This window comes from Peteryoungia desertarenae (assembly GCF_005860795.2).
In the GTDB taxonomy this organism is placed as follows: domain Bacteria; phylum Pseudomonadota; class Alphaproteobacteria; order Rhizobiales; family Rhizobiaceae; genus Allorhizobium; species Allorhizobium desertarenae.
Window position 1 is genome coordinate 2,366,230 of record NZ_CP058350.1, and the last position, 23,519, is coordinate 2,389,748.

The following is a 23,519-nucleotide window of genomic DNA, read 5'->3' on the forward strand; positions in this document are numbered from 1 at the left end:
CATGGACAGTTTCGTTTCCACATATGTGTGGCCTGCGGCCATCATCATCGGCCAGTCATTGCTGCTGATGGTCGCCCTGCTGATCTTCATTGCCTATATTCTCTTGGCCGACCGCAAGATCTGGGCTGCAGTCCAGCTGCGCCGTGGGCCGAACGTTGTTGGTCCCTGGGGGCTGTTCCAGTCCTTTGCCGACCTTCTGAAGTTCGTGTTCAAAGAGCCGATCATTCCAGCCGGGGCAAACAAGGGTGTGTTTCTGCTGGCGCCGCTCGTGGCGGTCACGCTTGCACTGGCCACATGGGCGGTGATCCCGGTCGACAACGGCTGGGTCATCGCCAACATCAATGTCGGTATCCTCTATATCTTCGCCATCTCCTCTCTTGAGGTCTATGGCATCATCATGGGCGGCTGGGCTTCGAACTCGAAGTATCCGTTCCTTGGTGCGCTGCGTTCTGCAGCTCAGATGGTATCCTACGAAGTTTCCATCGGTTTCGTGATCGTCACCGTTCTCCTGTGTGTCGGCTCTTTGAACCTGACGGATATCGTCATGGCGCAGAGTGATGGTCTCGGTACGATGATGGGCCTGCCGGCGTCCTTCCTGGATTGGCATTGGCTTGCACTGTTCCCGATGTTCATCATCTTCTTCATTTCAGCGCTTGCCGAAACGAACCGTCCACCTTTCGACCTGCCGGAAGCCGAATCCGAACTGGTTGCCGGCTTCATGGTTGAATATGGCTCGACTCCCTACATGATGTTCATGTTGGGCGAATATGCGGCCATCGTGCTGATGTGCGCCCTGACCACGATCCTGTTCCTCGGAGGCTGGTTGCCGCCGGTCGACGTGTGGTTCCTGAACTGGATCCCGGGTATCTTCTGGTTCGTCCTGAAGACAACGCTCGTCTTCTTCATGTTCGCCATGGTGAAGGCATTCGTGCCACGCTACCGCTATGACCAGTTGATGCGTCTGGGCTGGAAGGTCTTCCTTCCCATCTCGCTCGCCATGGTCATCATTACCGCATTCGTCCTCAAGCTGATGGGTTGGGCATGAGCATGCTTGAACCTCAACCTTCGCTGATCTGGAGATAACGATGGCTTCCATTACCCAGGCTATCAACTCGCTTTTCCTGAAGGAGTTCGTCGGCGCTTTCTTCCTGTCGATGCGCTACTTCTTCAAGCCGAAGGCGACGGTGAACTACCCGTTCGAAAAGAATCCGGTGTCGCCGCGCTTCCGTGGGGAACATGCACTTCGCCGTTACCCGAATGGCGAAGAACGCTGCATTGCCTGCAAGCTTTGCGAAGCGATCTGTCCCGCCCAGGCCATCACCATCGAGGCCGGGCCGCGCCGCAATGACGGCACCCGTCGCACGGTGCGTTATGACATCGACATGGTGAAGTGCATTTACTGTGGCTTTTGCCAGGAAGCCTGCCCGGTCGACGCGATCGTTGAGGGCCCGAACTTCGAGTTCGCCACCGAGACCCGCGAAGAACTCTACTTCGACAAGGCACGCCTTCTGGACAATGGCGACCGCTGGGAACGGGAAATCGCGCGCAACCTCGCACAGGATGCGCCTTATCGTTGACCCAGGAGGTCGACCCGCTCCGGAGAGGCTGATCACCCCTCCGGAACAACAGAAATTGTAACGGACGGGCCGATGGGGATATCGGTCCGGTCTAATCGGGCGACGGGGCAGGACCCTCGTCCGGGGGAAGATGAAAAGGCACCAACATGGGTCTTCAGGCTCTCTTTTTCTATCTCTTTGCCTTTGTCGCCGTGGCTTCGGCCTTCATGGTGATATCGGCTCGGAACCCGGTCCATTCGGTCCTGTTCCTCATTCTCACCTTTGTGAACGCGGCTGGTCTCTTCCTGCTGACGGGCGCTGAATTCCTCGCAATGATCCTGCTGGTCGTCTATGTCGGCGCGGTCGCAGTGCTGTTCCTCTTCGTCGTGATGATGCTTGAGGTTGATTTCGTTGCGTTGAAGGCGGGTGCGGCAAAGCATGCACCTGTTGCAGCTCTGGTCGGCATCGTGGTTGCCGCAGAACTGGTGATTGTGATTGGCGGCAGTGCACTGAGCCCGCAAGCCGTGGAAGCCATCCAGCAGCCTATCCCCGCACTCGCTGACCGCACGAATACCCAGGCTCTCGGCGATATTCTCTATACCGACTATGTCTACTTCTTCCAGATTGCCGGCCTTGTGCTGTTCGTGGCCATGATCGGCGCAATCGTGCTGACACTGCGCCATCGCGACAATATCAAGCGCCAGGATATCTCCGTCCAGGTCGCCCGCACGCCCGAGACTGCCGTCAAGGTCGTCAAGGTCAAGCCCGGCCAGGGTGTCTGAGCCAAGCCCGAGGTTAAGGAAACAGAATTATGGAAATCGGTCTTTCCCACTACCTGACGGTCAGTGCAATCCTCTTCACCCTGGGTATCTTCGGTATCTTTTTGAACCGCAAGAACGTCATCGTCATTCTGATGTCGGTGGAACTCATCCTGTTGGCGGTCAACCTCAACATGGTGGCCTTCTCCCACTTCCTCAATGACATGGTCGGGCAGGTCTTTGCCCTGTTCATTCTGACGGTTGCTGCTGCCGAGGCGGCGATCGGACTTGCAATCCTCGTGGTCTTCTACCGCAACCGCGGCTCGATCGCGGTCGAAGACATCAACATGATGAAGGGCTGATACGGCTATGCTCATCTATAAGGCTATTGTCTTTCTCCCCTTGATCGGCTTTCTGATCGCTGGCCTGTTTGGCCGGCAGATCGGCGCCAAGGCTTCCGAATACATCACCACCGGTCTGATGGTGATTGTTGCGATCCTGTCCTGGATCGTCTTCATCAATGTCGGCTTTGGTCACCACGAGGGCAGCGAAGTCATCAAGGTGACCGTGCTGCGCTGGATCCAGTCTGGCGGCATCGACGTCGAATGGGCTCTGCGCATCGACACGCTGACGGCTGTGATGTTTGTCGTCGTGAATACGGTGTCGATGCTGGTCCACCTCTATTCGATCGGCTACATGCACCACGATCCGCATCGTCCGCGGTTCTTTGCCTACCTGTCGCTCTTCACATTCGCCATGCTGATGCTGGTGACTGCCGACAACCTGCTGCAGCTCTTCTTCGGCTGGGAAGGCGTTGGTCTGGCTTCCTACCTGCTGATCGGCTTCTGGTTCAAGAAAGCCTCGGCCACAGGTGCGGCGATGAAGGCCTTCATCGTCAACCGCGTCGGTGACTTCGGCTTCATCCTCGGCATCTCTGCTGTCTTCGTGATGTTTGGCTCGATCAACTTCGAGACCATCTTTGCGGCTGCCCAGTCCTATCTGCCGGCCGATCCGAATGCTGCGCCGGAAGTCGTGCTGAACCTTTTCGGCATGCAGCTTGATCGGGCGGACGCATTGACCGGCGCATGCCTTTTGCTCTTCATGGGCGCCATGGGTAAATCGGCGCAATTCCTGCTGCACACGTGGCTGCCAGACGCGATGGAAGGCCCGACCCCGGTCTCGGCACTCATTCATGCGGCAACCATGGTCACCGCCGGCGTCTTCCTGGTCGCGCGGATGTCGCCGCTGTTTGAACTATCGCAGGACGCCCTGATGATTGTCACCATTATCGGTGCCATCACGGCCTTCTTTGCAGCGACCGTCGGTCTGGTTCAGAACGATATCAAGCGCGTCATTGCCTATTCCACATGCTCGCAGCTCGGCTACATGTTCGTGGCGCTGGGTGTAGGAGCCTATGGCGCGGCCGTCTTCCACCTCTTCACGCACGCGTTCTTCAAGGCGCTCTTGTTCCTTGGTGCCGGCTCTGTCATCCATGCTGTCGATGGTGAACAGGACATGCGCTACATGGGTGGCCTGCGCAAGCATATCCCCGTGACCTTCTGGGCCATGACCATCGGGACGATTGCTCTGACCGGTGTCGGTATCCCCGGCACGGTCATCGGGACCGCAGGCTTCTTCTCGAAGGACGCCATTATTGAATCCGCCTTTGCTTCGCATTCGTCGGTCGGCGTGTTTGCCTTCACCCTGCTGGTCATTGCGGCGCTCTTCACCAGCTTCTACTCCTGGCGCCTGGCGTTCCTGACGTTCTTCGGCAAGCCGCGCGCTTCTGCAGACGTCATGCACCATGTCCATGAAAGCCCGCAGGTCATGCTGATCCCGCTCTATGTGCTGAGCATCGGCGCGCTGGTGGCAGGCTTCATCTTCAAGGAATACTTCTTCGGTCACCACTATGATGAGTTCTGGAGGGGCGTGCTTTTCACACTGCCGACGAACACAGTTGTCGAAGACTTCCACAACGTGCCGAAGTGGGTGAAGTGGAGCCCGTTCGTGGCCATGGCACTCGGTTTTGTCACCGCCTGGTACATGTACATCAAGAATCCGGCCGCACCTAAGAAGCTCGCGGAGCAGCAGTGGGTCCTCTACAATTTCCTGCTCAACAAGTGGTACTTCGACGAGCTCTATGACTTCCTGTTCGTTCGCCCGTCAAAAGCGCTCGGTCGGTTCCTCTGGAAGAAGGGCGACGTTGCCACCATTGACGCCTATGGCCCGAACGGGATCGCCGCCGGTGTTGCCGGTCTGACCCAGAAGGTGGTTCGCCTTCAGTCCGGCTACCTCTATCACTACGCCTTCGCAATGCTGATTGGTATTGCCGCACTGATTACCTGGATGATGCTCGGGAGTTCACTCTGATGACCGATTGGCCAATTCTTTCAACGGTCACCTTCCTTCCGCTTGTTGGCGTGGCACTACTGCTGCTGACGCGCGGCGATACGGCGCTCGGCCGTCGCAACATCCTGAATGTCTCGCTGCTGACGACGGTCTTCACCTTCGTCCTGTCGCTCTTCATCTGGTTTGGCTTCGACAATTCGACGCCGGACTTCCAGATGGTCGAGAAGCATGAATGGCTTGGAACCGGCATCGCCTATCATGTCGGTGTCGACGGCATTTCCATGCTCTTCGTCATTCTGACGACCCTTCTGATGCCCTTCTGCGTGCTGGCGAGCTGGTATGCAGTCGAAAAGCGCATCAAGGAATACATGATCGCCTTCCTGATCCTCGAAACCCTGATGATCGGCGTGTTCGTCTCGCTCGACATCGTGCTGTTCTACGTGTTCTTCGAGGCGGGCCTGATCCCGATGTTCATCATCATCGGTGTCTGGGGCGGCAAGGATCGCGTCTACGCATCCTACAAGTTCTTCCTCTATACGCTGCTCGGCTCCGTGCTGATGCTGCTTGCCATCATGGCCATGTACTGGCAGGCCGGGACCACCGACATCACTCGTCTTCTGGCCTATGACTTCCCGGCTTCGATGCAGACGTGGCTGTGGCTCGCCTTCTTTGCGTCGTTCGCAGTAAAGATGCCAATGTGGCCGGTCCATACCTGGCTTCCCGACGCGCACGTTCAGGCGCCAACCGCTGGTTCCGTCATCCTGGCGGGCATCCTTTTGAAGCTTGGCGGCTATGGCTTCCTGCGCTTCTCGCTGCCGATGTTCCCGCTGGCGTCCGACTTCTTTGCGCCGATGGTCTTTGCCCTCTCGGTCATCGCGATCATCTATACCTCCCTGGTGGCGATGATGCAGGACGACATGAAGAAGCTGATTGCCTATTCATCGGTTGCCCATATGGGCTTCGTGACCATGGGTATCTTCTCGGCAAATACACAAGGGGTCCAGGGTGCGATCTTCCAGATGATCAGCCACGGTTTCATCTCCGGGGCGCTCTTCCTCTGCGTCGGCGTCATCTATGATCGTCTTCACACGCGTGAGATCAATGCCTATGGCGGACTTGCGATCAACATGCCGAAATATGCTGTGGTCTTCATGATCTTCACGATGGCAAACGTGGCGCTACCCGGCACCTCCGGCTTCGTCGGCGAGTTCCTCACCATCATTGGAGCCTTCCGCGCCAACACATGGGTGGCACTCTTCGCGGCAACGGGCGTCATCCTATCTGCCGGTTATGCGCTCTGGCTCTACCGCCGTGTTGCCTTCGGCCCGCTGGAAAAGGAAAGCGTCAAGGCGATGCTGGATCTGACCCCGCGGGAAAAGCTGACGCTCTATCCGCTGGTGGCTCTCACCATCTTCTTCGGTGTCTATCCCGCACCGATCCTCGATGCGACCGCCGTTTCGGTGGATCATCTGGTAAACAACTATACCGCAGCATTGCAGGCAGCCCAGGCTCTGGCGCTGGCAGCGAACTGACGACAGGACGTTTTGGACATGACCGCTGAACTACTCATTGCTAGCCTGCATCTGGTCGCGCCGGAACTGATCCTGGCGGTTGGTGCCATGGTGCTGCTCATGATCGGCGTCTTCTCGGGCGATCGGTCTTCGACAACGGTAACCGGACTTGCTGTCGCGGTTCTCATCGTTGCCGGTCTCTGGGTTATCCTGTCGCCTGTCGAAGGTGAGGCCTTCAATGGGGCCTTCATCTCCGATGGTTATGCCCGCTTCATGAAGGTTCTGGCTCTGATCGGCTCGATCACCGCGATGATCATGGCGGTGGGTCACGCCCGTTTTGACCATCTCGACAAGTTCGAGTTCCCGGTGCTGCTGGTTCTGGCGACACTTGGCGTCATGCTGCTGATTTCCGCCAACGACCTGATCGCGCTCTATCTCGGCCTCGAACTGATGTCGCTGGCGCTCTACGTCGTGGCGGCCATCAATCGCGACAGCCTCCGTTCAACGGAAGCTGGCCTGAAGTATTTCGTTCTTGGTGCCTTGTCGTCAGGCATGCTGCTTTACGGCATGTCGCTGGTCTACGGCTTCACCGGTAATACCGGCTTTGACGAAATCGCCCTGGTACTGTCGACTGGCGAGCCTTCGCTCGGCCTGATCTTCGGTCTCGTCTTCGTGCTGGCTGGTCTCGCCTTCAAGATTTCGGCTGTTCCGTTCCACATGTGGACGCCAGACGTCTATGAAGGAGCGCCGACCCCGGTTACGGCTTTCCTGGCGGCAGCGCCCAAGATCGGCGCCATGGCAATCACCGTTCGTATCGTTATCGAAGCCTTCATGCCGATTTTTGCCGAATGGCAGCAGATCGTCGTCTTTATCTCGATTGCCTCGATGGTGCTCGGCTCGGTCGCGGCTATCGGTCAGCGCAACATCAAGCGTCTGATGGCTTACTCCTCCATCGGTCACATGGGTTATGCTCTGGTCGGTCTTGCGGCTGGCACCTCAACGGGCGTCAGTGGCGTCGTGCTCTACATGATGATCTATCTTGTCATGACGCTCGGAACCTTCGCCTGCATCATGGCGATGCGTCAGAAGGAAGGTGGCAACGTCGAAAACATCGATGATCTCGCCGGCCTTTCGACCACGCGGCCTTTCATGGCCTTCGTTTTGACCGCCTTGATGTTCTCGCTTGCCGGCATCCCGCCACTTGCAGGCTTCTTTGCCAAGTACTTCGTCTTCGTGGCGGCAATCGAAGCGGAGCTTTATGCACTCGCCATCATCGGTATGGTGGGCTCCGTCATCGGTGCCTACTATTATCTGCGGATCGTGAAGATCATGTGGTTTGATGAGGCCAAGGGCGAGTTTGCCCGCACGTCCGGCGAACTGCGCCTGGTCTTTGGCTTGTGCGGCCTTTTCGTTGTTGGCTATGTGCTGTTCGGTGGCCCACTTGGAACGGCCGCGGAAGCAGCCGCGAAGACGCTCTTTAATTGACAGGGGCGATGTCATCCCGACGCCCGGCGCTCGACGATTTTCGCCATATCGCCCTTGACGTGGTTGCGTCGACCAACACGGAATGCCTCGCCCGCGCTCGCGCGGGCGATCCCGGTTTATTGTGGGTGACCGCACAGATGCAGACCGGGGGCAGGGGGCGGCGGGGTCGTACCTGGGTTTCCGAGCGCGGCAATCTCTACTCTTCTCTGCTGTTGATTGATCCGGCAACTGCCGAAGACATGGCCTCGCTGCCGTTGGCTGTCGCACTTGCCGTCCAAAGGACGGTTCGCACAGTGCTGCCGGATCCCGAAACATTGGTCGAGGTCAAATGGCCGAATGATGTGCTGATAGATCGGCGCAAGACATCGGGCATCCTGATGGAAGCCGAGCGCCTGCCGGATGGCCGCATGGCGCTTGTCATCGGCATCGGGATCAACATATTGGCGCGACCGGACGATGCGCCTTATCCCGTTACATCGCTTTCGGACCAAGGTTCTGCAATTTCCCCCGATGAACTCTTCGCTCATCTCTATCGTGAGACGGCAGAGATCATTGCGACATGGGATAGGGGGCGCGGCATCGCGGCCATTGCAAGGGAATGGCGCAAGGTCGCCTGCGGCATTGGTGAAAAGATTACGGTCAACTTGCCGGATCGCTCGATTCCCGGGATATTTGCCGGGATAGATGATAAGGGATTGTTGCTCCTCGACCGTGGAGCGGACGGAAGAATGACGATCGCCGCTGGCGACGTGTTTTTCGGGTAAACTTGATCAGGAAATAGAATGTCGAAGAATGATGAACTGGTCTTCCTGCCACTTGGCGGTGTAGGCGAAATCGGGATGAACCTGGCGCTCTACGGCTTCGGACCTCCCGGCAAACGCCAGTGGATCATGGTCGATTGCGGCGTGACTTTTCCCGGGCCGGATCTGCCAGGCGTTGATCTCGTTCTGCCGGACATTGGCTTCGTCAAGGAAGAGAAGAAGAACCTCAAGGCGATCATCATTACTCACGCCCATGAAGATCATTACGGGGCATTGAATGACCTCTGGCCGGGCCTCAATGTCCCGGTCTATGCATCCGGTTTTACGGCGGGCATGCTGGAAGCCAAGCGTGACTATGAAGGAACGCGCGCCGAAATCCCGATCACGCCCTTCAAGGCCGGGGATACCATCAATGTCGGCCCTTTCAGCATTGAGGCGATTGGTGTCAACCACTCGATCCCGCAGCCGATGTCACTGGTTATCCGGACTCCACTTGGCAATCTGATCCACACCGGCGACTGGAAGATTGATCTGGATCCCTCACTCGGGCCGCTGACCGATGAGGATCGGTTCCGATCTGTCGGCAATGAGGGTGTCCTGGCGCTGATGTGCGACAGCACCAACGCCATGCGCGACGGCGTCTCACCGTCGGAAGAAGAAGTGTCGGAAGGCCTGCGCAAGATCATCGAGTCGGCGGAGGGCCGTGTGGCGATCACCACCTTTTCCTCCAATGTCGGTCGTATCCGTTCGATCGCACAGGCTGCGGAGGCAGCAGGCCGCGAAGTTCTGCTGCTGGGCAGTTCGCTGAAGCGTGTCGTCGCCGTGGCGGATGATCTAGGCCTGATGGAAGGTCTTCGACCCTTTATTGCAGAAGATGAATTCGGCTTTATCCCGCGTGACAAGGTCGTCGTCATCCTGACGGGTAGCCAGGGCGAGCCCCGCGCGGCCCTTGCCAAGATCTCGCGTGATGAAATGCGCAACGTCGCCTTGGCCAAGGGTGACACTGTTGTCTTTTCCTCCCGTGCCATTCCCGGGAACGAAAAAGGTATCCTTGAAATCAAGAATGCGTTGATCGAGCAGGGTGTCCATATCGTCACCGACAATGAGGCACTGGTGCATGTCTCGGGTCATCCCCGCCGCAATGAACTCTTGAAGATGTATGAGTGGACGAAGCCGCAGGTGCTGGTTCCTGTTCATGGTGAGGCGGCCCATCTTGTCGCGCAGCAGGAACTCGGCCTGCAGGCGGGTATTCCGACTGTCCCAAAAGTACGCAATGGCGACATGCTTCGTCTTGCGCCAGGCCCCGTTGAGGTGATCGATCAAGCCCGGAGCGGTCGCGTCTACAAGGACGGAAAGCTCATTGGCGATCTGGATGAAATGGGAATTTCGGAGCGCAAGAAGCTCTCCTATGTCGGCCATGTTTCGGTCAATCTCATCCTCGACAGCCGCTATGATTTCGTGGACGATCCAGATGTCGTTGCCATCGGCCTTCCTGAACTGGATTACGAAGGCGAAGTCATGGAGGATACGCTCTATGATGCTGTCCTCGGCGCGGTTGAAAGTATTCCCCGCACTCGACGCAAGGATCTTGATACGGTTCGCGAGTCGGTCCGCCGTGCTGTGCGTGCTGCAGCAAACGAGGCCTGGGGCAAGAAGCCGATCGTGACGGTTTTTGTAACCAAGGTCTGACGGACACCGGCGATCATCTCCGCTAGGCTGTGTTGCCGGAAATCTGGGAGGAGAGGAATATGCTCGGACGTTTGAACCATGTGGCAATCGCAGTCCCCGACCTGTCGATCGCCACGGCTTCCTACCGCGATCAACTCGGCGCCAGGGTGTCCCAACCTCAGCCACTTCCGGAGCATGGAGTAACGGTTGTCTTCGTCGAACTCCCCAATTCGAAGGTGGAGTTGCTGGAGCCGCTGGGAGAGAATTCGCCGATCGCTGCTTTCCTCGCGAAAAGTCCCGACGGTGGCATGCACCACATCTGCTATGAGGTTGAAGATATCCTTGCTGCTCGCGATCAACTGGTCGCGACAGGTGCGCGCGTCCTCGGCTCCGGCGAACCCAAGATCGGCGCGCACGGAAAGCCGGTGCTCTTTCTCCATCCAAAGGACTTTTTCGGCACTCTGATCGAACTTGAACAGGTGTGATGCGACGCTTTGACCTTTGCCGCCTATGCTGTGAGCGTCTATAGAACCACCAGTTTTGCTCTGGTTGCCTTCTTCTGCTTGCCTGCAGGATCGCAAGCGAAGTTGAAAACGTTCATATCGTTGACCGCATAGCGCAAGGAATTTGGCCCAATGGCTTTTTTGTCAGGCTTCGCCGTCTATTTCGTCATCTGGTGGCTGACCTTGTTCATCGTCTTGCCATTCGGACTGCGCACGCAGGGTGAAGAAGAAAGCGTTGTGCCCGGAACGGTCGAGAGCGCGCCTGCCAGATTTCGTGGCCTGCGCGTTGTGCTGCTCACGACTGCTGTCTCCGCAGTCATTTACGGATGCTGGCTGATCCTGAGCAATGTGTTCGGCGTCGGTTTCGACGACCTACCCCACATCATGCCGCAATTCGACTGAAGCGCGGTCGCAGGGTGTTCTATGTCAACGAAAGGCAAAAAAAAACAAGGTCGTAAGACCTTGTTTGAAGCATCGCGTGATCCTTAACCGAAACGGGGCAGCGAACGAGCGCGCCTAAGATCTAATCCTCCCAAGACTTGACCGCGAGATGGCAAGAATTTGAACTCCCTGCCTCTTTTATGGGCTGAACCTAGCCCAATCGCTGGGCTTTGTCACCCCAAATTTTGACAAATTTGCTACAGCGGCCCAAAAAAATTCTAGCGCTTTCCACTGTCGTAATCCCGTCGTGTCTGTTTGCGCTGTCATCCGGAATCTGGTGTTCGAAGGTTCGAAAATCTCTTGTTCGGACCTATATTTGCTCCACAGGAGAGCGGGTTTTCATCGCTTGCCGAACCAGCTATGAACGCATCCAGAAAAAGCTTTCTCAACTGCTGATTCCGCAGACCATGCGGCAGCGTCAACTGTCTGGAATTTCTTATGCGTCTGTCGCGCTATTTCATGCCGATCCTGAAGGAAAACCCCAAGGAAGCCGAAATCGTTTCTCACCGTCTTATGCTGCGCGCGGGCATGATCCGCCAGCAGAGCCAGGGCATCTATTCCTGGCTGCCGCTTGGAAAGCGCGTGCTTGATAAGGTCAATGCAATCGTTCGCGAAGAGCAGGACCGTGCTGGCGCAATCGAGCTCCTGATGCCGACACTGCAGTCTGCCGAGCTCTGGCAGGAAAGCGGTCGCTATGAGGCCTATGGCAAGGAAATGTTGCGCATCAAGGATCGCCAGGAACGTCCGATGCTCTATGGTCCCACCAACGAGGAGATGATCACGGACATCTTCCGCTCCTATGTGAAGTCCTACAAGAACCTGCCGCTGAACCTCTATCACATCCAGCTGAAGTTTCGCGATGAGATCCGTCCACGCTTCGGCACGATGCGCTCGCGCGAATTCCTGATGAAGGATGCCTATTCCTTCGATCTGACCAAGGAAGGCGCGATCCACTCCTACAACAAGATGTTCGTGGCCTATCTGCGCACCTTCGCCCGGCTTGGCGTGCGCGCCATACCGATGCGCGCCGACACGGGGCCGATCGGCGGCAACCACAGCCACGAATTCATCATTCTGGCGGACACCGGCGAATCGGAAGTCTTTTCTCACAAGTGCTTCATTGAATTCGACATTCCGTCCGAAAACACCGATTTCGACGATGTTGCCGGTCTGCAGGCGATTTTTGACAAGTGGACCTCGGTCTATGCGGCAACATCGGAAATGCACGACGAGGCAGCCTTTGCCGCCATTCCCGAAACCGAGCGCCTTTCGGCACGCGGCATCGAGGTGGGCCACATCTTCTATTTCGGCACGAAATATTCCGAGCCGATGGGTGCCAAGGTGCAAGGGCCCGACGGCAAAGAGCACCTTGTCCACATGGGATCCTACGGCATTGGCCCGACGCGCCTTGTTCCCGCCATCATCGAAGCCTCGCATGATGAGAACGGAATCATCTGGCCGGCCTCGGTCGCGCCGTTCGATGCCTCGGTGATCAACATGAAGGCAGGCGACGCGGCCTGCGATGCCGCTTGTGAAACGATTTACGCCGCGTTGCAGAAGGCGGGCAAGGATGTGCTCTACGACGACACCGATGATCGGGCAGGGACGAAGTTTGCCACTGCCGACCTGATAGGCGTACCGGTGCAGATCATTGCCGGACCGCGTTCGATTGCCGCTGGTGAAGTCGAACTGAAGGATCGCAAGAGCGGCGCCCGTGAGACGATGACGATCGAAGCCGCGATCAACAAGCTGACCGCCTGAGGACAGGCGAGGAGAGAATATGGCGAGCGAAGCCGCTGGCACGCAGACAGAGACGACCTCAAGGCCAACGTCTGCCCGCCCCTTTTCGGGATTTGAGCGGATGGTGGCCTGGCGCTACCTCCGCGCAAGGCGCAAGGAGGCATTCATCTCGGTCATTGCCGGCTTTTCCTTTGTTGGCATCATGCTCGGTGTGGCGACACTGATCATCGTCATGGCGGTGATGAACGGGTTCCGAACCGAGCTGATCTCCCGCATCCTTGGCATCAACGGTCACATGATCGTTCAGCCCATCGACTCGCCTCTGTCCGATTATGCTGAGCTGACAAACCGCATTGCCGCCGTGCCGGGTGTGACCAAGGCATTGCCGCTTGTCGAGGGGCAGACGCTTGCATCCGGTCGTCAGGGCGTAGGGACCGGTGCCCTTGTGCGCGGCGTACGTCCCGATGACCTGACCAAGCTGACCACGGTCTCTGGAAACATCCGCCAGGGCGACCTTGTCGGCTTTGCCACCGGCGAGGGGGTCCTGGTCGGCTCGCGGATGGCATCGCAACTGGGCCTGAGCGCGGGCGACATGATCACGCTCGTGTCTCCGGAAGGCGACATCACGCCACTCGGCGTCAATCCGCGCGTCAAGTCCTATCCGATCTCTGGGATCTTCGAGATCGGCATGTCGGAATATGATGCCTCGATCATCTATATGCCGCTGGAGGAGGCGCAGCTCTATTTCAACGCGGAAGGCATCGTCCAGTCGATCGAGATCTTCATCGATCACCCCGACAACGTCGATGAGTTGCGTCCGTTGATCGAGGAGGCCGCCGGTCGCCAGATCTTCATCACGGACTGGCGCCAGCGAAACCAGACGTTCTTTTCGGCCCTGCAAGTCGAGCGAAATGTCATGTTCATGATCCTGACGCTGATCGTTCTTGTCGCCGCGCTCAACATCATTTCGGGCCTCATCATGCTGGTGAAGGACAAGTCGAGCGATATCGCCATTCTGAGAACCATGGGCGCAACTTCTGCGTCGATCATGCGTATTTTCTTTATGACGGGTGCGGCGATTGGAACGACGGGTACTTTTGCCGGCGTGGTTCTCGGCTTGGTCGTCTGTCTGAACATCGAGTCCATTCGCCAGTTCTTCTCCTGGGTCTCAGGCACGGTCCTGTTTGATCCGGAGCTCTACTTCCTCAGCCAGTTGCCAGCTGACATGAACGCCGGCGAGACCGTATCTGTCGTCATCATGGCGCTCAGCCTGTCCTTCCTGGCGACAATCTTCCCGGCCTGGAGAGCCTCGCGGCTGGATCCAGTCCAGGCGCTCCGATACGAATAAGGATGCCCCGTTGATGGCCACGCAACCCGTTCTGTCATTGACCGATATCGACCGGAGCTATGGGCAAGGCGAAACCACGCTGCAGATCCTGAAGGGCGCAAACTTCACGCTCAACGCGGGCGAAACGGTTGCCCTTGTTGCGCCTTCCGGTACGGGAAAGTCGACGCTCTTGCATATTGCCGGTCTGCTGGAGCACCCGGATGGCGGAGACGTGCTCGTTGGCGGCGTTCCCTGCCAGCATCTTGGAGACGATCAACGCACAGCGATGCGCCGGAATTCCATCGGCTTCGTCTACCAGTTCCATCATCTGCTGCCAGAATTCTCGGCCCTCGAAAACGTCATGATGCCGCAACTCGTCGGCGGTCTCAGCCACAAGGAAGCCGCCGAACGCTCCCAGCAGCTTCTCGATTACATGCGGGTGGGACACCGTGCGCATCATCGTCCGGCCGAGCTTTCCGGCGGTGAGCAGCAGCGGGTCGCGATTGCACGGGCGGTCGCAAACGCGCCGCTCGTTTTGCTGGCCGATGAACCAACAGGCAATCTCGATCCCGAAACGGCGGCTTATGTCTTTTCGGCGCTTGAGGCACTGGTGCGGCAGTCAGGATTGTCGGCGCTGATCGCAACGCACAATCATGACCTCGCACGTCGTATGGACCGCTGCATTACGCTGGTCGATGGCAAGGTCATTCCCTTCGACGCATGACGTTGATTGAGAACAGTCGATCAACGCACCGCGCTATTGCCCAAGGCAGATCTCGTCCGCCCCGCTTGAGCTCCAGTCTGAGACCGTGATGCGTTGAGGCGTCGTCTTGCCTGACTTTCCGTCCTTCACATATGCACCGGTGAGAACATTGTAATCACAGCTGCCATGGGCATCGAGATCGAGCGTGTCATAGTGACTGTAGGTCATGCCCGCGACTAAGAATTCGCCGTCACGATAGGCGATGGTGAGGGTTTGCTCCCAACGGCCCCGCCCAATGCCCGAGTTTTCGCTGCGGACCCGGATAGAGCCACTTTCTGTTGCGGCAATGGTTGGATCTTGCCCGTAGAGGCCGTCAAGACTGGCATTCCCCCAGACGAAATTCTTCACCTGGATCACGGGCCTCAGCAGGGGGCGGTCAGCGTCCTCAAGGTAAAGTACAAGTCCGATATCCTCATCCTCGGAACCGGGTGCGACAAGCAGCGCCAGATCTGTCTTCCCGTCCTTGTTCCAGTCTCCGGATGCTCCACCGATGACCCGCTCCATTGGGAACTCGGAGCCGAAGGCTGGTTGGGTTGCCAGGGCGAGGCCACAGAGCAGCACGAAGGTCAGGGCTTTCATGGCAGGTTCCTTATCAGGCGGCACCGGGATCGGTGCGAGAGGCGCAGATGGTAGCCCGATCCATCGATTCCGCAACCGACCTTTTTGGGTTGACAGGAGAACATAAAAAGAACAAAATAAAAACATAGGATAGACAGGAGACAGAGATGACGGATTTTATTCGTGACGTTGCTGCATTCGCCTCGATGACTATGTTCCTCGCCAGCGTGACGGTGATCATGCTGGCCCTCTGACCTGGCTGCATTTCTTGGCGCCAGAGATCTGTTTGCGACCTCAATGCAAGCTGGACTTGCCCGTTGATTGAGCCGAAGATCACTCCGATTCCGATGCGGTAATTCTGGGTGATGGAAATGGCAGATAGTGTAACTCCCGAAGGCGGGACTGCGGCCTCGGCTGGTCCGGGCTTCGTGCATTTGAGGGTTCACTCTGCCTATTCCCTGCTTGAGGGGGCTTTGCCGCTGAAGAAGGTGCTCAGCAAGGCTGTGGCCGATGAGCAGCCGGCCATTGCCATTACCGACACCAACAATCTCTTCGTGGCTCTTGAGTTTTCGCAGAAGGCGCTGGGCGAGGGGCTTCAGCCGATCATCGGCTGTCAGGTTGCGCTCGATATGGAGGATGGCTCGTCCGAGAAGCGCAATGGCCATGTCCAGAGCCTCCCTTCGATCGTGCTGCTTGCGAGTAATGATTCAGGTTATGAGCGGCTTGTGGATCTTGTGAGCCGCGCCTATCTCGGCGGCGACAATTCCCAGCCGGTCCATGTCAAGCTATCTTGGTTTGCTGAGACAGGTGCAGATGGATTGATTGCGCTCACGGGGGCGGCAAGTGGCCCCATCGATATTCCACTGCGCGAAGGCCATCGGGCTTTGGCAGAGCAGCGTTTGCTTTCCTTGAAGACTGTCTTTGGTGATCAGCTCTATGTCGAGCTGCAGCGCCACGGCGAATTCGATCGCAATCATGAGCGTCGTATCGTGGCGCTTGCCTATGAGCACGACCTGCCACTGGTTGCGACCAATGAGGCATTCTTTCCCTCGCGCGCCGATTATGATGCCCATGATGCGCTAATGGCAGTGGCCCATAATGCGATTGTCTCCGATGACAACCGGTTTCGCTTGACGCCTGACCACTATCTGAAGAGCCGTGCGGAAATGCAGGCGCTGTTTGCAGACTTGCCAGAGGCTCTGGAAAACACGGTCGAGATCGCCCGACGCTGCTCATTTGTACTCGGCACCCGGAACCCGATCCTTCCTCGCTTCACCGGCGGCAGCGATGATCCGGAAGAGGCCGAGCGCGAAGAGGCGCTTGAGTTGCGCCGGCAGGCCGTCGAGGGTCTTGAAATGCGCCTGCAGAAGCTCGGCATGGCACCGGGTTATGAGGAAAAGGATTATCGCGAGCGTCTCGATTTCGAGCTCTTGGTCATTGAGCGCATGAAGTTCCCCGGCTACTTCCTGATCGTCGCCGACTTCATCAAATGGGCAAAACTTCACGACATTCCGGTCGGCCCGGGCCGTGGTTCGGGTGCGGGCTCGCTGGTCGCCTATGCCCTGACCATCACGGATGTCGACCCGCTGCGCTTCTCGTTGCTGTTCGAACGCTTCCTCAATCCGGAACGCGTGTCGATGCCCGACTTCGACATCGACTTCTGCCAGGAGCGGCGGGAGGAAGTGATCCGCTATGTGCAGCAGAAATACGGGCGCGAGCAGGTGGGGCAGATCATCACCTTCGGTTCGCTGCAGGCGCGTGCGGCGTTGCGCGATGTCGGGCGTGTGCTGGAAATGTCCTATGGACAGGTCGACAAGATCTGCAAGCTGGTCCCCAACAACCCGGCCAATCCGACGCCGCTCTCCAAGGCCATCGAAGAGGAGCCGAAGCTGCAGGAGGCAGCAGAAGAAGAGCCTGTCGTCGCCCGTCTCCTCGAGATCGCTCAGAAGATCGAGGGTCTCTACCGCCACGCCTCGACTCATGCTGCCGGTATCGTCATCGGCGATCGTCCGCTGTCGAAGCTGGTGCCGATGTATCGCGATCCGCGTTCTGACATGCCGGTCACCCAGTTCAATATGAAATGGGTCGAGCAGGCAGGTCTCGTCAAATTCGACTTCCTTGGCCTGAAGACGCTGACCGTGCTGAAGACGGCTGTCGATTTCGTCAAGGAGCAGCGGGGTATCAGCGTTGATCTCGCCGCCATCCCGCTTAATGACAAGCTCACCTATGAAATGCTGTCCCGCGGCGAAACTGTCGGGGTGTTTCAGGTGGAAAGTGCCGGCATGCGCAAGGCGCTGATCGGCATGAGGCCCGACTGCATCGAGGACATTATTGCCCTCGTCGCGCTTTACCGTCCGGGTCCGATGGAAAACATCCCGGTCTACAATGCGCGCAAGCATGGCGACGAAGAGATCGAATCGATCCATCCGACGATCGACTATCTCCTCAAAGAAACCCAAGGGGTTATCGTCTATCAGGAACAGGTCATGCAGATCGCCCAGGTGCTCTCGGGCTATTCGCTCGGTGAAGCCGATCTCTTGCGCCGCGCCATGGGTAAGAAGATCAAGGAGGAGATGGACAAGCAGCGGGCCCGTTTTGTTGAGGGCGCGGTGAAGAACGGTGTCTCAAAGCCGCAGGCTGACAACATCTTCGACCTGCTGGCCAAGTTCGCCAATTACGGCTTCAACAAGAGCCACGCGGCGGCCTATGCGATCGTCTCTTACCAGACGGCCTACATGAAGGCGCATTATCCGGTGGAGTTCCTCGCCGCGTCGATGACGCTCGACATGTCGAACACCGAAAAGCTCGTCGACTTCCGCCAGGATGCCGTTCGTCTCGGCGTGACCGTCGTTCCCCCCTCGGTTCAGACATCTTTCCGTCACTTCCAGACCGGTCCGAACAGGATCTTCTACGCGCTCGCTGCGATCAAGGGCGTTGGTGAGGCTGCTGTCGACCATATCGTCGAAGTCCGCGGCGACAAGCCTTTCGCAGATATTGAAGATTTCTGTCTGCGGATAGATCCAAAGCAGATCAACCGGCGTGTCTTTGAAAGCCTCATCTCTGCGGGTGCCTTTGACTGTTTCGGACGCGATCGCGCCGAGTTGAGTGGCAGTCTCGACCGTATCATGGGTTACGCCCAGCGGGCACAGGAAAATGCCGTCAGCGGCCAGTCCGACATGTTCGGGGCGGGGGCGGCAAGTGGTCCCGAGCGGATCGCATTTGCACCCTTCACACCCTGGCTGCCGTCAGAAAAGCTGATGCGGGAGTTTCAGGTTCTGGGCTTCTATCTGTCTGCCCATCCGCTGGATGCCTACCGCAATTTGCTGGATAAACTCCGCGTCCAGAATTTTGCTGATTTTTCTCAAGCCGTGCGTCAGGGGGCGACAGCCGGTCGTCTTGCCGGCACTGTCATTTCCAAGCAGGAGCGCAAGACAAGAACCGGCAACAAGATGGGGATCGTGACCCTGTCGGATGCCTCGGGTCAGTTCGAGGCCGTTCTCTTTTCGGAAGGGCTGAACCAGTACCGCGACCTTCTGGAATCGGGCAAGTCACTGGTCATCACCGTTGCGGCAGAAGAGAGGCCTGAAGGCATTGGCCTCAGGATCCAGACGGCCCAGTCACTGGAAGAAAAATCGGTGCAGATGCAGAAGGCACTGCGCGTCTACGTCCGCGATTCCGGTCCCCTCAAGGCTGTCGCGTCGCATCTCAACACGCGCGGCGACGGTCTCGTCTCCTTCATCGTCATCAAGGATGACGGCAAGCGCGAAATCGAAGTCGAATTGACCGAACGCTACAGGATTTCCCCCGAAATCGCCGCCGCCATGCGCACCGCGCCCGGCGTGATCGACGTTGAACTGGTGGCGTGATTTTGGACCACCCGGCACATCGGTACCGTGCCGAATGGGCCATCAACCCTTCGGTCTTGCCTTCGTTACCGTAATGAAATCGGTCCCGTCAGTGGTTTCGGGGCCGATGCCGCGGTCCGAGATCGTCAGCGAGCTTCCTTCGGACAGACTGGCTTCGATCCGTGCCCGGAGGTGATCCGGTATGGCGATCCGGTCCATCACCATGGTGATTTCAGGGTTGGCGCCCGTTTCTTCTGCGGTAATGCCAAGCCGGGTGCGCATTGGTTCGCTGAGATGATCCTCAAGGGTCACACCGACCCAGGTCACATTGCTCTTGTAGCGGTCAACCTCCGTCGCCTTGAAAAAATGCGTGCCCAGGGGCCTTTCGGGCTCGCGAATGGTAACGTCGCCCAGGAACAGCGGCTTGAACTTCTGGCGAACGAGGATTTGCCCCAGGGGTGGACGCTCTTTTCCGCTGGCGCCGTAGAGAGCGGAAACAAATGCTTCAGACAGGAGCGCACCCTCATTGGCGATATCCTTGTCTGCGCGGAACTTGCGGATGGCGGCAATCGTCTGCTTGCCCATCAGGCCGTCAACCGGCCCGGCATTGAACCCCAGTTCGTTCAAAGCCGCCTGCACATCCATGATCTGATCGCGCTCCGTGCGTCGTGTGATGAGGATGCGCAGCGGCGGCTCCTCGGCGATCTCAAGCCGTGCTTCTGCGCCGGCTTTGGGCGCGACTTCCGCCATGGCCACCTCAAGCGGCTTCAGCGAGGCATCCATTGTTGTGGGGCGCAGTTCAACATCCGAAAGAAGTTGTCCATCGGGCACAGGCAGCCGTGGCACAAAAAGCAGATCATGGCGGATCTCACGCGGCACCACCGGTTCATCCGTTATAATGACATGGACGCCACGCTGCGTCATGGAAAAGAGCGACTGAGCAAATCCTTCAGGCAGGCGCACGCAGCCATGCGAGGCCGGATATCCCGGCAGTTTGCCTTCATGCAGCGCAATGCCTGACCATGTCAGGCGCTGCATGAACGGCATTGGAGCATTCGAATAAAGATTGGATTCGTGGTAGCGCCGCTTTTCCAAGATCGAGAAGATACCGGACGGTGTCGCATGGCCCGGCTTCCCAGTCGAGACTTTCGACGTCGCGATCACCTCATCCCCATCATAGACGGTCAGCGTCTGGTCCGCTTTCGAGACGAAGATGTGGTAGGGGCCGGTTTCCTGCGCCAAGGCTAGGGAACCACAGGCTGTACTGGCAAGAAGGACGATGCTGAACGTCAAACGCTGGAACATGGGACACCGACAAAACGCAGAACACTTTGACTGAGAATACCTGAGGATATTTAAGAAAGCTTTCCGCACCAGCCTGCGCCGTCAAGCAACAAACGAGTGAAGATCACTCAATCCGGTTTTTGCTGTCTGGCAAGTCGTGCCGGGAAAGTGTAGCCGGTCTCGACGCTCGTCTTTCCGAATTTTGCGCGGAGCTTGTCCATGGCAGCTTCAGCGGCAGCCCGTCGCATCCCCTGCGAGTCGACGAGATCTGGAGGGTCCGCAGTTGCGGCATCCTGAAGGTCACTGACACCAATGCCGATCAGGCGAAACCTTGTGCCATCCGTCTCCCGCTCCAGCAGGGAGAGGCCTGTCCGAAAGATGCGGTCGGCCAGTTGTGTCGGGTCATCGAGCCGCCGGTTCCGCGTGCGCCCCTTGAAATCCGCCGTCTTGAGCTTGAGAACAACGGTCTGCCCTGCAATGCCCTGCCGCTTCAACCGTGCTGCCACCTTCTCCGACAGTGCCCGGAGATGCGGAACAAGATCCTCATGACGTGAGATGTCGTCAAAAAACGTGGTCTCTGCCGAGATGCTCTTGGCGGCCTCGTTGAGGTGCACCTCTCGCTCGTCCACGCCCCGCGCCAGCCTGTGGAGCCTTTGCCCAATGCTGCCATAGCGGCGCATCAGGTCGGCTTCTTCCATCGTCTGCAACTGGCCGATGGTGCGAATACCATCCTTCTCCAGGGTCTGCGCAAAGGCTTTGCCGACGCCCCAGATCGTCGTGACGGGACGAGGAGCCAGGAAAGCGACTGCCTCGGCCTCACCAATAACCGAAAATCCTCGCGGCTTCTGGAGATCGGATGCGACCTTGGCCAGAAACTTGCAATAGGAGAGGCCGACCGAAACCGTGATCCCGATCTCTTTTTCAACACGCCGTGCAAACCGCGCCAGCACGCGTGCCGGTGGATCGTGGTGTAGGAGTTCGGTGCCCTTCAGTTCCAGAAACGCCTCATCGATGGAGATCGGCTGCACCAGGGGGGTTAGTTCTTCCATCATCGCACGAACCTCGCGTCCGACCCGTGAATACTTCTCCATATCCGGCTTGATCACCACGGCCTGGGGGCAGGCCTCCAAAGCCTTGAACATCGGCATGGCAGAACGGACCCCGTGAATGCGGGCGACATAACAGGCGGTCGAAACCACGCCCCGCTTGCCGCCCCCGATGATGACGGGCTTGTCGATGAGTTCCGGATTGTCCCGCTTTTCGACGGAGGCATAGAAGGCGTCGCAATCGATATGTGCCAGCGTCAAACGATAGAGTTCATCGTGATAGACCAGCCGCGGACTGCCGCATCCACGACACCTCCTCAGCCCGACAGGCTGCTCCCGCAGACAGTCGCGACAAAAGGCGGAAGATGCGAGTTCCTGGGACATGGCAGCAGAACAAAGGTTGAACATCTCGACCTTAGTCCTGAGCGGCTCCAAGAGCAAGGGGGAGTAAGACCTACGCCTTCTGTCCCTCTTGCTGACGGAGGTGCTCGACTATCAAGGCTTGAGCATGTTTCCAGGAGCCCGCTCGTTTGACATGAGGCAGGTGGGGCGGCGCGTGACGGTGGATCTCGACATCCGGCGGAAGATAGATCAACAGGCTCTCTGGCAAATGGTCTCCGACAGAGTGAAGATTGTGGACCATGTCATCGATGAAGACGACAGGCAGGGGCCGGTTTGCATGCAGCTTGGCGACTATCGGACCTTTGGCATCTTCTGTCGAGATCAGCGGATAATGGAGTTGGTGCGCATCGAGGAGCTGTCGTCGCAGCTCGGCGTGCGCCGGCGGCATGGCAGTCAAAAACACCAGATCCATTGCTTTTGACAGCTCGGCAAGAGCCTTCGTGGCATCAGAAAAAGGTGTCTGCCATTGATGCTGTTCTGCAAAGAAGCGCTCAAGCAGCTGACTGACGAGAGCCCCTTCGAGTGGTGTTTCGTCATCTGCTGAGACAACATTGCCATGCAGTCGATAGGAGCGCTGCAAGAGGCGATGGCCAAGGCTTTCGAGGAAATCGGACAGGGGCGTGGTGAACTGTAGTACAACGTCATCGACGTCGCAAACCAGCAAGGGTCTATCGCGAAGCGTCACCTGATCTACGGACAAGGTCATGTCAGATTTCACCCGATCCAAGTCCCGGACGCGCGTAATGCTGCGCGGCCGCGACGACTGTCTCCGGTCTGGAATTGGTTGCTTCACAAAATGCCAGGAGGGTCGGTTCATGTCCCATCAGGAAATCCAGCATCCCCGCAAGGAACGCGGGATCATTGACTGCAGAGCGCAACTGGTCTGGCCGCACCCCCGAAAGAGCAAGAAACCGTGAAAGCATCTCCGGTTCGCCCGCCAGCCAGGTCAGAACTGCGATTGCCGTCGACTCTGCATCGGCGAGTACATCATTGTTTTTCATCAGGCCTTTTCCTTCAGGAACGCGAATTACCTTTTTCTCAACCAAATAGCATTAGCGTGGACGCCGACGGAAGATGCAACCTGTGGCCGGACGATGTGTTGGACGGGGTCAGGCCGCGGGATAGAGGACAGGGTGAATGCCGAAGAAGGTAATGATTGTCGAAGACAACGAGCTGAACATGAAGCTCTTCCGCGATCTTATCGAGGCCTCGGGCTATCAGACGGTCCAGACCCGCAATGGTATGGAGGCGATGGATCTCGCCCGCAAACATCAGCCAGACCTGATCCTCATGGACATCCAGTTACCGGAAGTATCCGGCCTTGAGGTCACGCGTTGGCTCAAAGAAGATCCCGATCTGCATGTCATTCCGGTGATCGCTGTCACGGCCTTTGCCATGAAGGGTGATGAAGAGCGCATCCGTCAGGGCGGATGTGAAGCCTATGTGTCAAAGCCGATTTCGGTTCCGAAGTTTATCGAAACCATCAAGACCTATCTTGGGGATGCCTAGGGGCTGAATAAAC

21 protein-coding genes are annotated in these 23,519 nt (G+C 57.8%); 16 read left to right on the forward strand and 5 right to left on the reverse strand.

Annotated features, from left to right (window positions below):
- Window position 1 precedes the first annotated feature (1 nt).
- The 14 genes from nuoH (at window position 2) to FE840_RS11565 (ending at window position 14,823) form a co-directional block, all read left to right on the forward strand.
- Window positions 2-1,045 carry an NADH-quinone oxidoreductase subunit NuoH gene (gene nuoH, locus FE840_RS11500; protein WP_138289382.1) on the forward strand — a complete coding sequence of 348 codons (1,044 nt, stop codon included), beginning with the start codon at window positions 2-4 and terminating at the stop codon, window positions 1,043-1,045.
- 40 nt (window positions 1,046-1,085) lie between these two features.
- Window positions 1,086-1,577, forward strand: a complete 492-nt coding sequence (nuoI, locus tag FE840_RS11505) for an NADH-quinone oxidoreductase subunit NuoI (protein WP_138289384.1) — start codon at window positions 1,086-1,088, stop codon at window positions 1,575-1,577.
- A 146-nt stretch (window positions 1,578-1,723) separates the two neighbouring features.
- Window positions 1,724-2,338 (forward strand): NADH-quinone oxidoreductase subunit J, encoded by a 615-nt coding sequence (locus FE840_RS11510; protein WP_138289386.1) that lies wholly within the window; start codon window positions 1,724-1,726, stop codon window positions 2,336-2,338.
- 29 nt (window positions 2,339-2,367) lie between these two features.
- Window positions 2,368-2,676 (forward strand): NADH-quinone oxidoreductase subunit NuoK, encoded by a 309-nt coding sequence (gene nuoK, locus FE840_RS11515; RefSeq protein ID WP_138289388.1) that lies wholly within the window; start codon window positions 2,368-2,370, stop codon window positions 2,674-2,676.
- Window positions 2,677-2,683: 7 nt separating this feature from the next.
- Window positions 2,684-4,684 carry an NADH-quinone oxidoreductase subunit L gene (gene nuoL / locus FE840_RS11520; protein ID WP_138289389.1) on the forward strand — a complete coding sequence of 667 codons (2,001 nt, stop codon included), beginning with the start codon at window positions 2,684-2,686 and terminating at the stop codon, window positions 4,682-4,684.
- On the forward strand, window positions 4,684-6,195 hold the full coding sequence (locus FE840_RS11525) for an NADH-quinone oxidoreductase subunit M (RefSeq protein ID WP_138289391.1): 1,512 nt from the start codon (window positions 4,684-4,686) through the stop codon (window positions 6,193-6,195). Before nuoL ends, FE840_RS11525 begins: the two co-directional genes overlap by 1 nt.
- Before the next feature lie 18 nt (window positions 6,196-6,213).
- Window positions 6,214-7,659 carry an NADH-quinone oxidoreductase subunit NuoN gene (gene nuoN, locus FE840_RS11530; protein ID WP_138289393.1) on the forward strand — a complete coding sequence of 482 codons (1,446 nt, stop codon included), beginning with the start codon at window positions 6,214-6,216 and terminating at the stop codon, window positions 7,657-7,659.
- Between the two features lie 8 nt (window positions 7,660-7,667).
- Entirely contained in the window at window positions 7,668-8,423 is a 756-nt protein-coding gene (locus FE840_RS11535; protein ID WP_138289395.1) for a biotin--[acetyl-CoA-carboxylase] ligase, read from the forward strand.
- A gap of 18 nt (window positions 8,424-8,441) precedes the next feature.
- Complete coding sequence (locus tag FE840_RS11540) at window positions 8,442-10,109, forward strand: ribonuclease J (protein WP_138289397.1); 1,668 nt, start codon at window positions 8,442-8,444, stop codon at window positions 10,107-10,109.
- 59 nt (window positions 10,110-10,168) lie between these two features.
- Window positions 10,169-10,573 carry a methylmalonyl-CoA epimerase gene (gene mce, locus FE840_RS11545; RefSeq protein WP_138289399.1) on the forward strand — a complete coding sequence of 135 codons (405 nt, stop codon included), beginning with the start codon at window positions 10,169-10,171 and terminating at the stop codon, window positions 10,571-10,573.
- A 150-nt stretch (window positions 10,574-10,723) separates the two neighbouring features.
- Complete coding sequence (locus FE840_RS11550; RefSeq protein ID WP_138289401.1) at window positions 10,724-10,993, forward strand: DUF1467 family protein; 270 nt, start codon at window positions 10,724-10,726, stop codon at window positions 10,991-10,993.
- 477 nt (window positions 10,994-11,470) lie between these two features.
- Window positions 11,471-12,793 carry a proline--tRNA ligase gene (gene proS, locus FE840_RS11555; protein WP_138289403.1) on the forward strand — a complete coding sequence of 441 codons (1,323 nt, stop codon included), beginning with the start codon at window positions 11,471-11,473 and terminating at the stop codon, window positions 12,791-12,793.
- A gap of 19 nt (window positions 12,794-12,812) precedes the next feature.
- The gene (locus tag FE840_RS11560; protein WP_138289404.1) at window positions 12,813-14,120 is read left to right on the forward strand and encodes a lipoprotein-releasing ABC transporter permease subunit; all 1,308 of its coding nucleotides are present in this window, start codon (window positions 12,813-12,815) and stop codon (window positions 14,118-14,120) included.
- Between the two features lie 13 nt (window positions 14,121-14,133).
- Complete coding sequence (locus FE840_RS11565; protein ID WP_138289406.1) at window positions 14,134-14,823, forward strand: ABC transporter ATP-binding protein; 690 nt, start codon at window positions 14,134-14,136, stop codon at window positions 14,821-14,823.
- 33 nt (window positions 14,824-14,856) lie between these two features.
- Here the strand turns inward: FE840_RS11565 and FE840_RS11570 are convergent, their stop codons facing one another.
- Complete coding sequence (locus FE840_RS11570) at window positions 14,857-15,441, reverse strand: hypothetical protein (protein ID WP_138289408.1); 585 nt, start codon at window positions 15,439-15,441, stop codon at window positions 14,857-14,859.
- 350 nt (window positions 15,442-15,791) lie between these two features.
- On the opposite strand from FE840_RS11570, the gene dnaE reads away from it, so the two are divergent.
- A complete protein-coding gene (dnaE, locus tag FE840_RS11575; protein ID WP_138289409.1) occupies window positions 15,792-19,286 on the forward strand; it encodes a DNA polymerase III subunit alpha in 3,495 nt (1,164 codons plus the stop codon).
- Between the two features lie 42 nt (window positions 19,287-19,328).
- Here the strand turns inward: dnaE and FE840_RS11580 are convergent, their stop codons facing one another.
- The 4 genes from FE840_RS11580 to FE840_RS11595 all read right to left on the reverse strand — a co-directional run bounded on the left by FE840_RS11580 (window position 19,329) and on the right by FE840_RS11595 (window position 22,998).
- Entirely contained in the window at window positions 19,329-20,570 is a 1,242-nt protein-coding gene (locus tag FE840_RS11580) for a L,D-transpeptidase family protein (RefSeq protein ID WP_138289410.1), read from the reverse strand.
- 107 nt (window positions 20,571-20,677) lie between these two features.
- On the reverse strand, window positions 20,678-21,979 hold the full coding sequence (locus FE840_RS11585; RefSeq protein WP_138289412.1) for a DNA polymerase IV: 1,302 nt from the start codon (window positions 21,977-21,979) through the stop codon (window positions 20,678-20,680).
- A 70-nt stretch (window positions 21,980-22,049) separates the two neighbouring features.
- Window positions 22,050-22,703, reverse strand: a complete 654-nt coding sequence (locus FE840_RS11590) for a hypothetical protein (RefSeq protein WP_138289414.1) — start codon at window positions 22,701-22,703, stop codon at window positions 22,050-22,052.
- A 1-nt stretch (window position 22,704) separates the two neighbouring features.
- Window positions 22,705-22,998 (reverse strand): DUF3572 domain-containing protein, encoded by a 294-nt coding sequence (locus FE840_RS11595; RefSeq protein ID WP_138289416.1) that lies wholly within the window; start codon window positions 22,996-22,998, stop codon window positions 22,705-22,707.
- Between the two features lie 136 nt (window positions 22,999-23,134).
- On the opposite strand from FE840_RS11595, the gene FE840_RS11600 reads away from it, so the two are divergent.
- A complete protein-coding gene (locus FE840_RS11600) occupies window positions 23,135-23,506 on the forward strand; it encodes a response regulator (RefSeq protein ID WP_138289418.1) in 372 nt (123 codons plus the stop codon).
- Window positions 23,507-23,519: the final 13 nt, after the last annotated feature.

Coding starts and splice junctions, on each gene's coding strand:
- FE840_RS11510 (WP_138289386.1), top strand. CDS start 1,724: ATGGGTCTTCAGGCTCTCTTTTTCTATCTCTTTGCCTTTGTCGCCGTG.
- dnaE (WP_138289409.1), top strand. CDS start 15,792: ATGGCAGATAGTGTAACTCCCGAAGGCGGGACTGCGGCCTCGGCTGGT.
- nuoI (WP_138289384.1), top strand. CDS start 1,086: ATGGCTTCCATTACCCAGGCTATCAACTCGCTTTTCCTGAAGGAGTTC.
- FE840_RS11560 (WP_138289404.1), top strand. CDS start 12,813: ATGGCGAGCGAAGCCGCTGGCACGCAGACAGAGACGACCTCAAGGCCA.
- nuoH (WP_138289382.1), top strand. CDS start 2: ATGGACAGTTTCGTTTCCACATATGTGTGGCCTGCGGCCATCATCATC.
- nuoN (WP_138289393.1), top strand. CDS start 6,214: ATGACCGCTGAACTACTCATTGCTAGCCTGCATCTGGTCGCGCCGGAA.
- FE840_RS11595 (WP_138289416.1), bottom strand. CDS start 22,998: ATGAAAAACAATGATGTACTCGCCGATGCAGAGTCGACGGCAATCGCA.
- FE840_RS11535 (WP_138289395.1), top strand. CDS start 7,668: ATGTCATCCCGACGCCCGGCGCTCGACGATTTTCGCCATATCGCCCTT.
- nuoL (WP_138289389.1), top strand. CDS start 2,684: ATGCTCATCTATAAGGCTATTGTCTTTCTCCCCTTGATCGGCTTTCTG.
- FE840_RS11585 (WP_138289412.1), bottom strand. CDS start 21,979: ATGTCCCAGGAACTCGCATCTTCCGCCTTTTGTCGCGACTGTCTGCGG.
- proS (WP_138289403.1), top strand. CDS start 11,471: ATGCGTCTGTCGCGCTATTTCATGCCGATCCTGAAGGAAAACCCCAAG.
- mce (WP_138289399.1), top strand. CDS start 10,169: ATGCTCGGACGTTTGAACCATGTGGCAATCGCAGTCCCCGACCTGTCG.
- nuoK (WP_138289388.1), top strand. CDS start 2,368: ATGGAAATCGGTCTTTCCCACTACCTGACGGTCAGTGCAATCCTCTTC.
- FE840_RS11570 (WP_138289408.1), bottom strand. CDS start 15,441: ATGAAAGCCCTGACCTTCGTGCTGCTCTGTGGCCTCGCCCTGGCAACC.
- FE840_RS11580 (WP_138289410.1), bottom strand. CDS start 20,570: ATGTTCCAGCGTTTGACGTTCAGCATCGTCCTTCTTGCCAGTACAGCC.
- FE840_RS11590 (WP_138289414.1), bottom strand. CDS start 22,703: ATGACCTTGTCCGTAGATCAGGTGACGCTTCGCGATAGACCCTTGCTG.
- FE840_RS11540 (WP_138289397.1), top strand. CDS start 8,442: ATGTCGAAGAATGATGAACTGGTCTTCCTGCCACTTGGCGGTGTAGGC.
- FE840_RS11550 (WP_138289401.1), top strand. CDS start 10,724: ATGGCTTTTTTGTCAGGCTTCGCCGTCTATTTCGTCATCTGGTGGCTG.
- FE840_RS11565 (WP_138289406.1), top strand. CDS start 14,134: ATGGCCACGCAACCCGTTCTGTCATTGACCGATATCGACCGGAGCTAT.
- FE840_RS11600 (WP_138289418.1), top strand. CDS start 23,135: ATGCCGAAGAAGGTAATGATTGTCGAAGACAACGAGCTGAACATGAAG.
- FE840_RS11525 (WP_138289391.1), top strand. CDS start 4,684: ATGACCGATTGGCCAATTCTTTCAACGGTCACCTTCCTTCCGCTTGTT.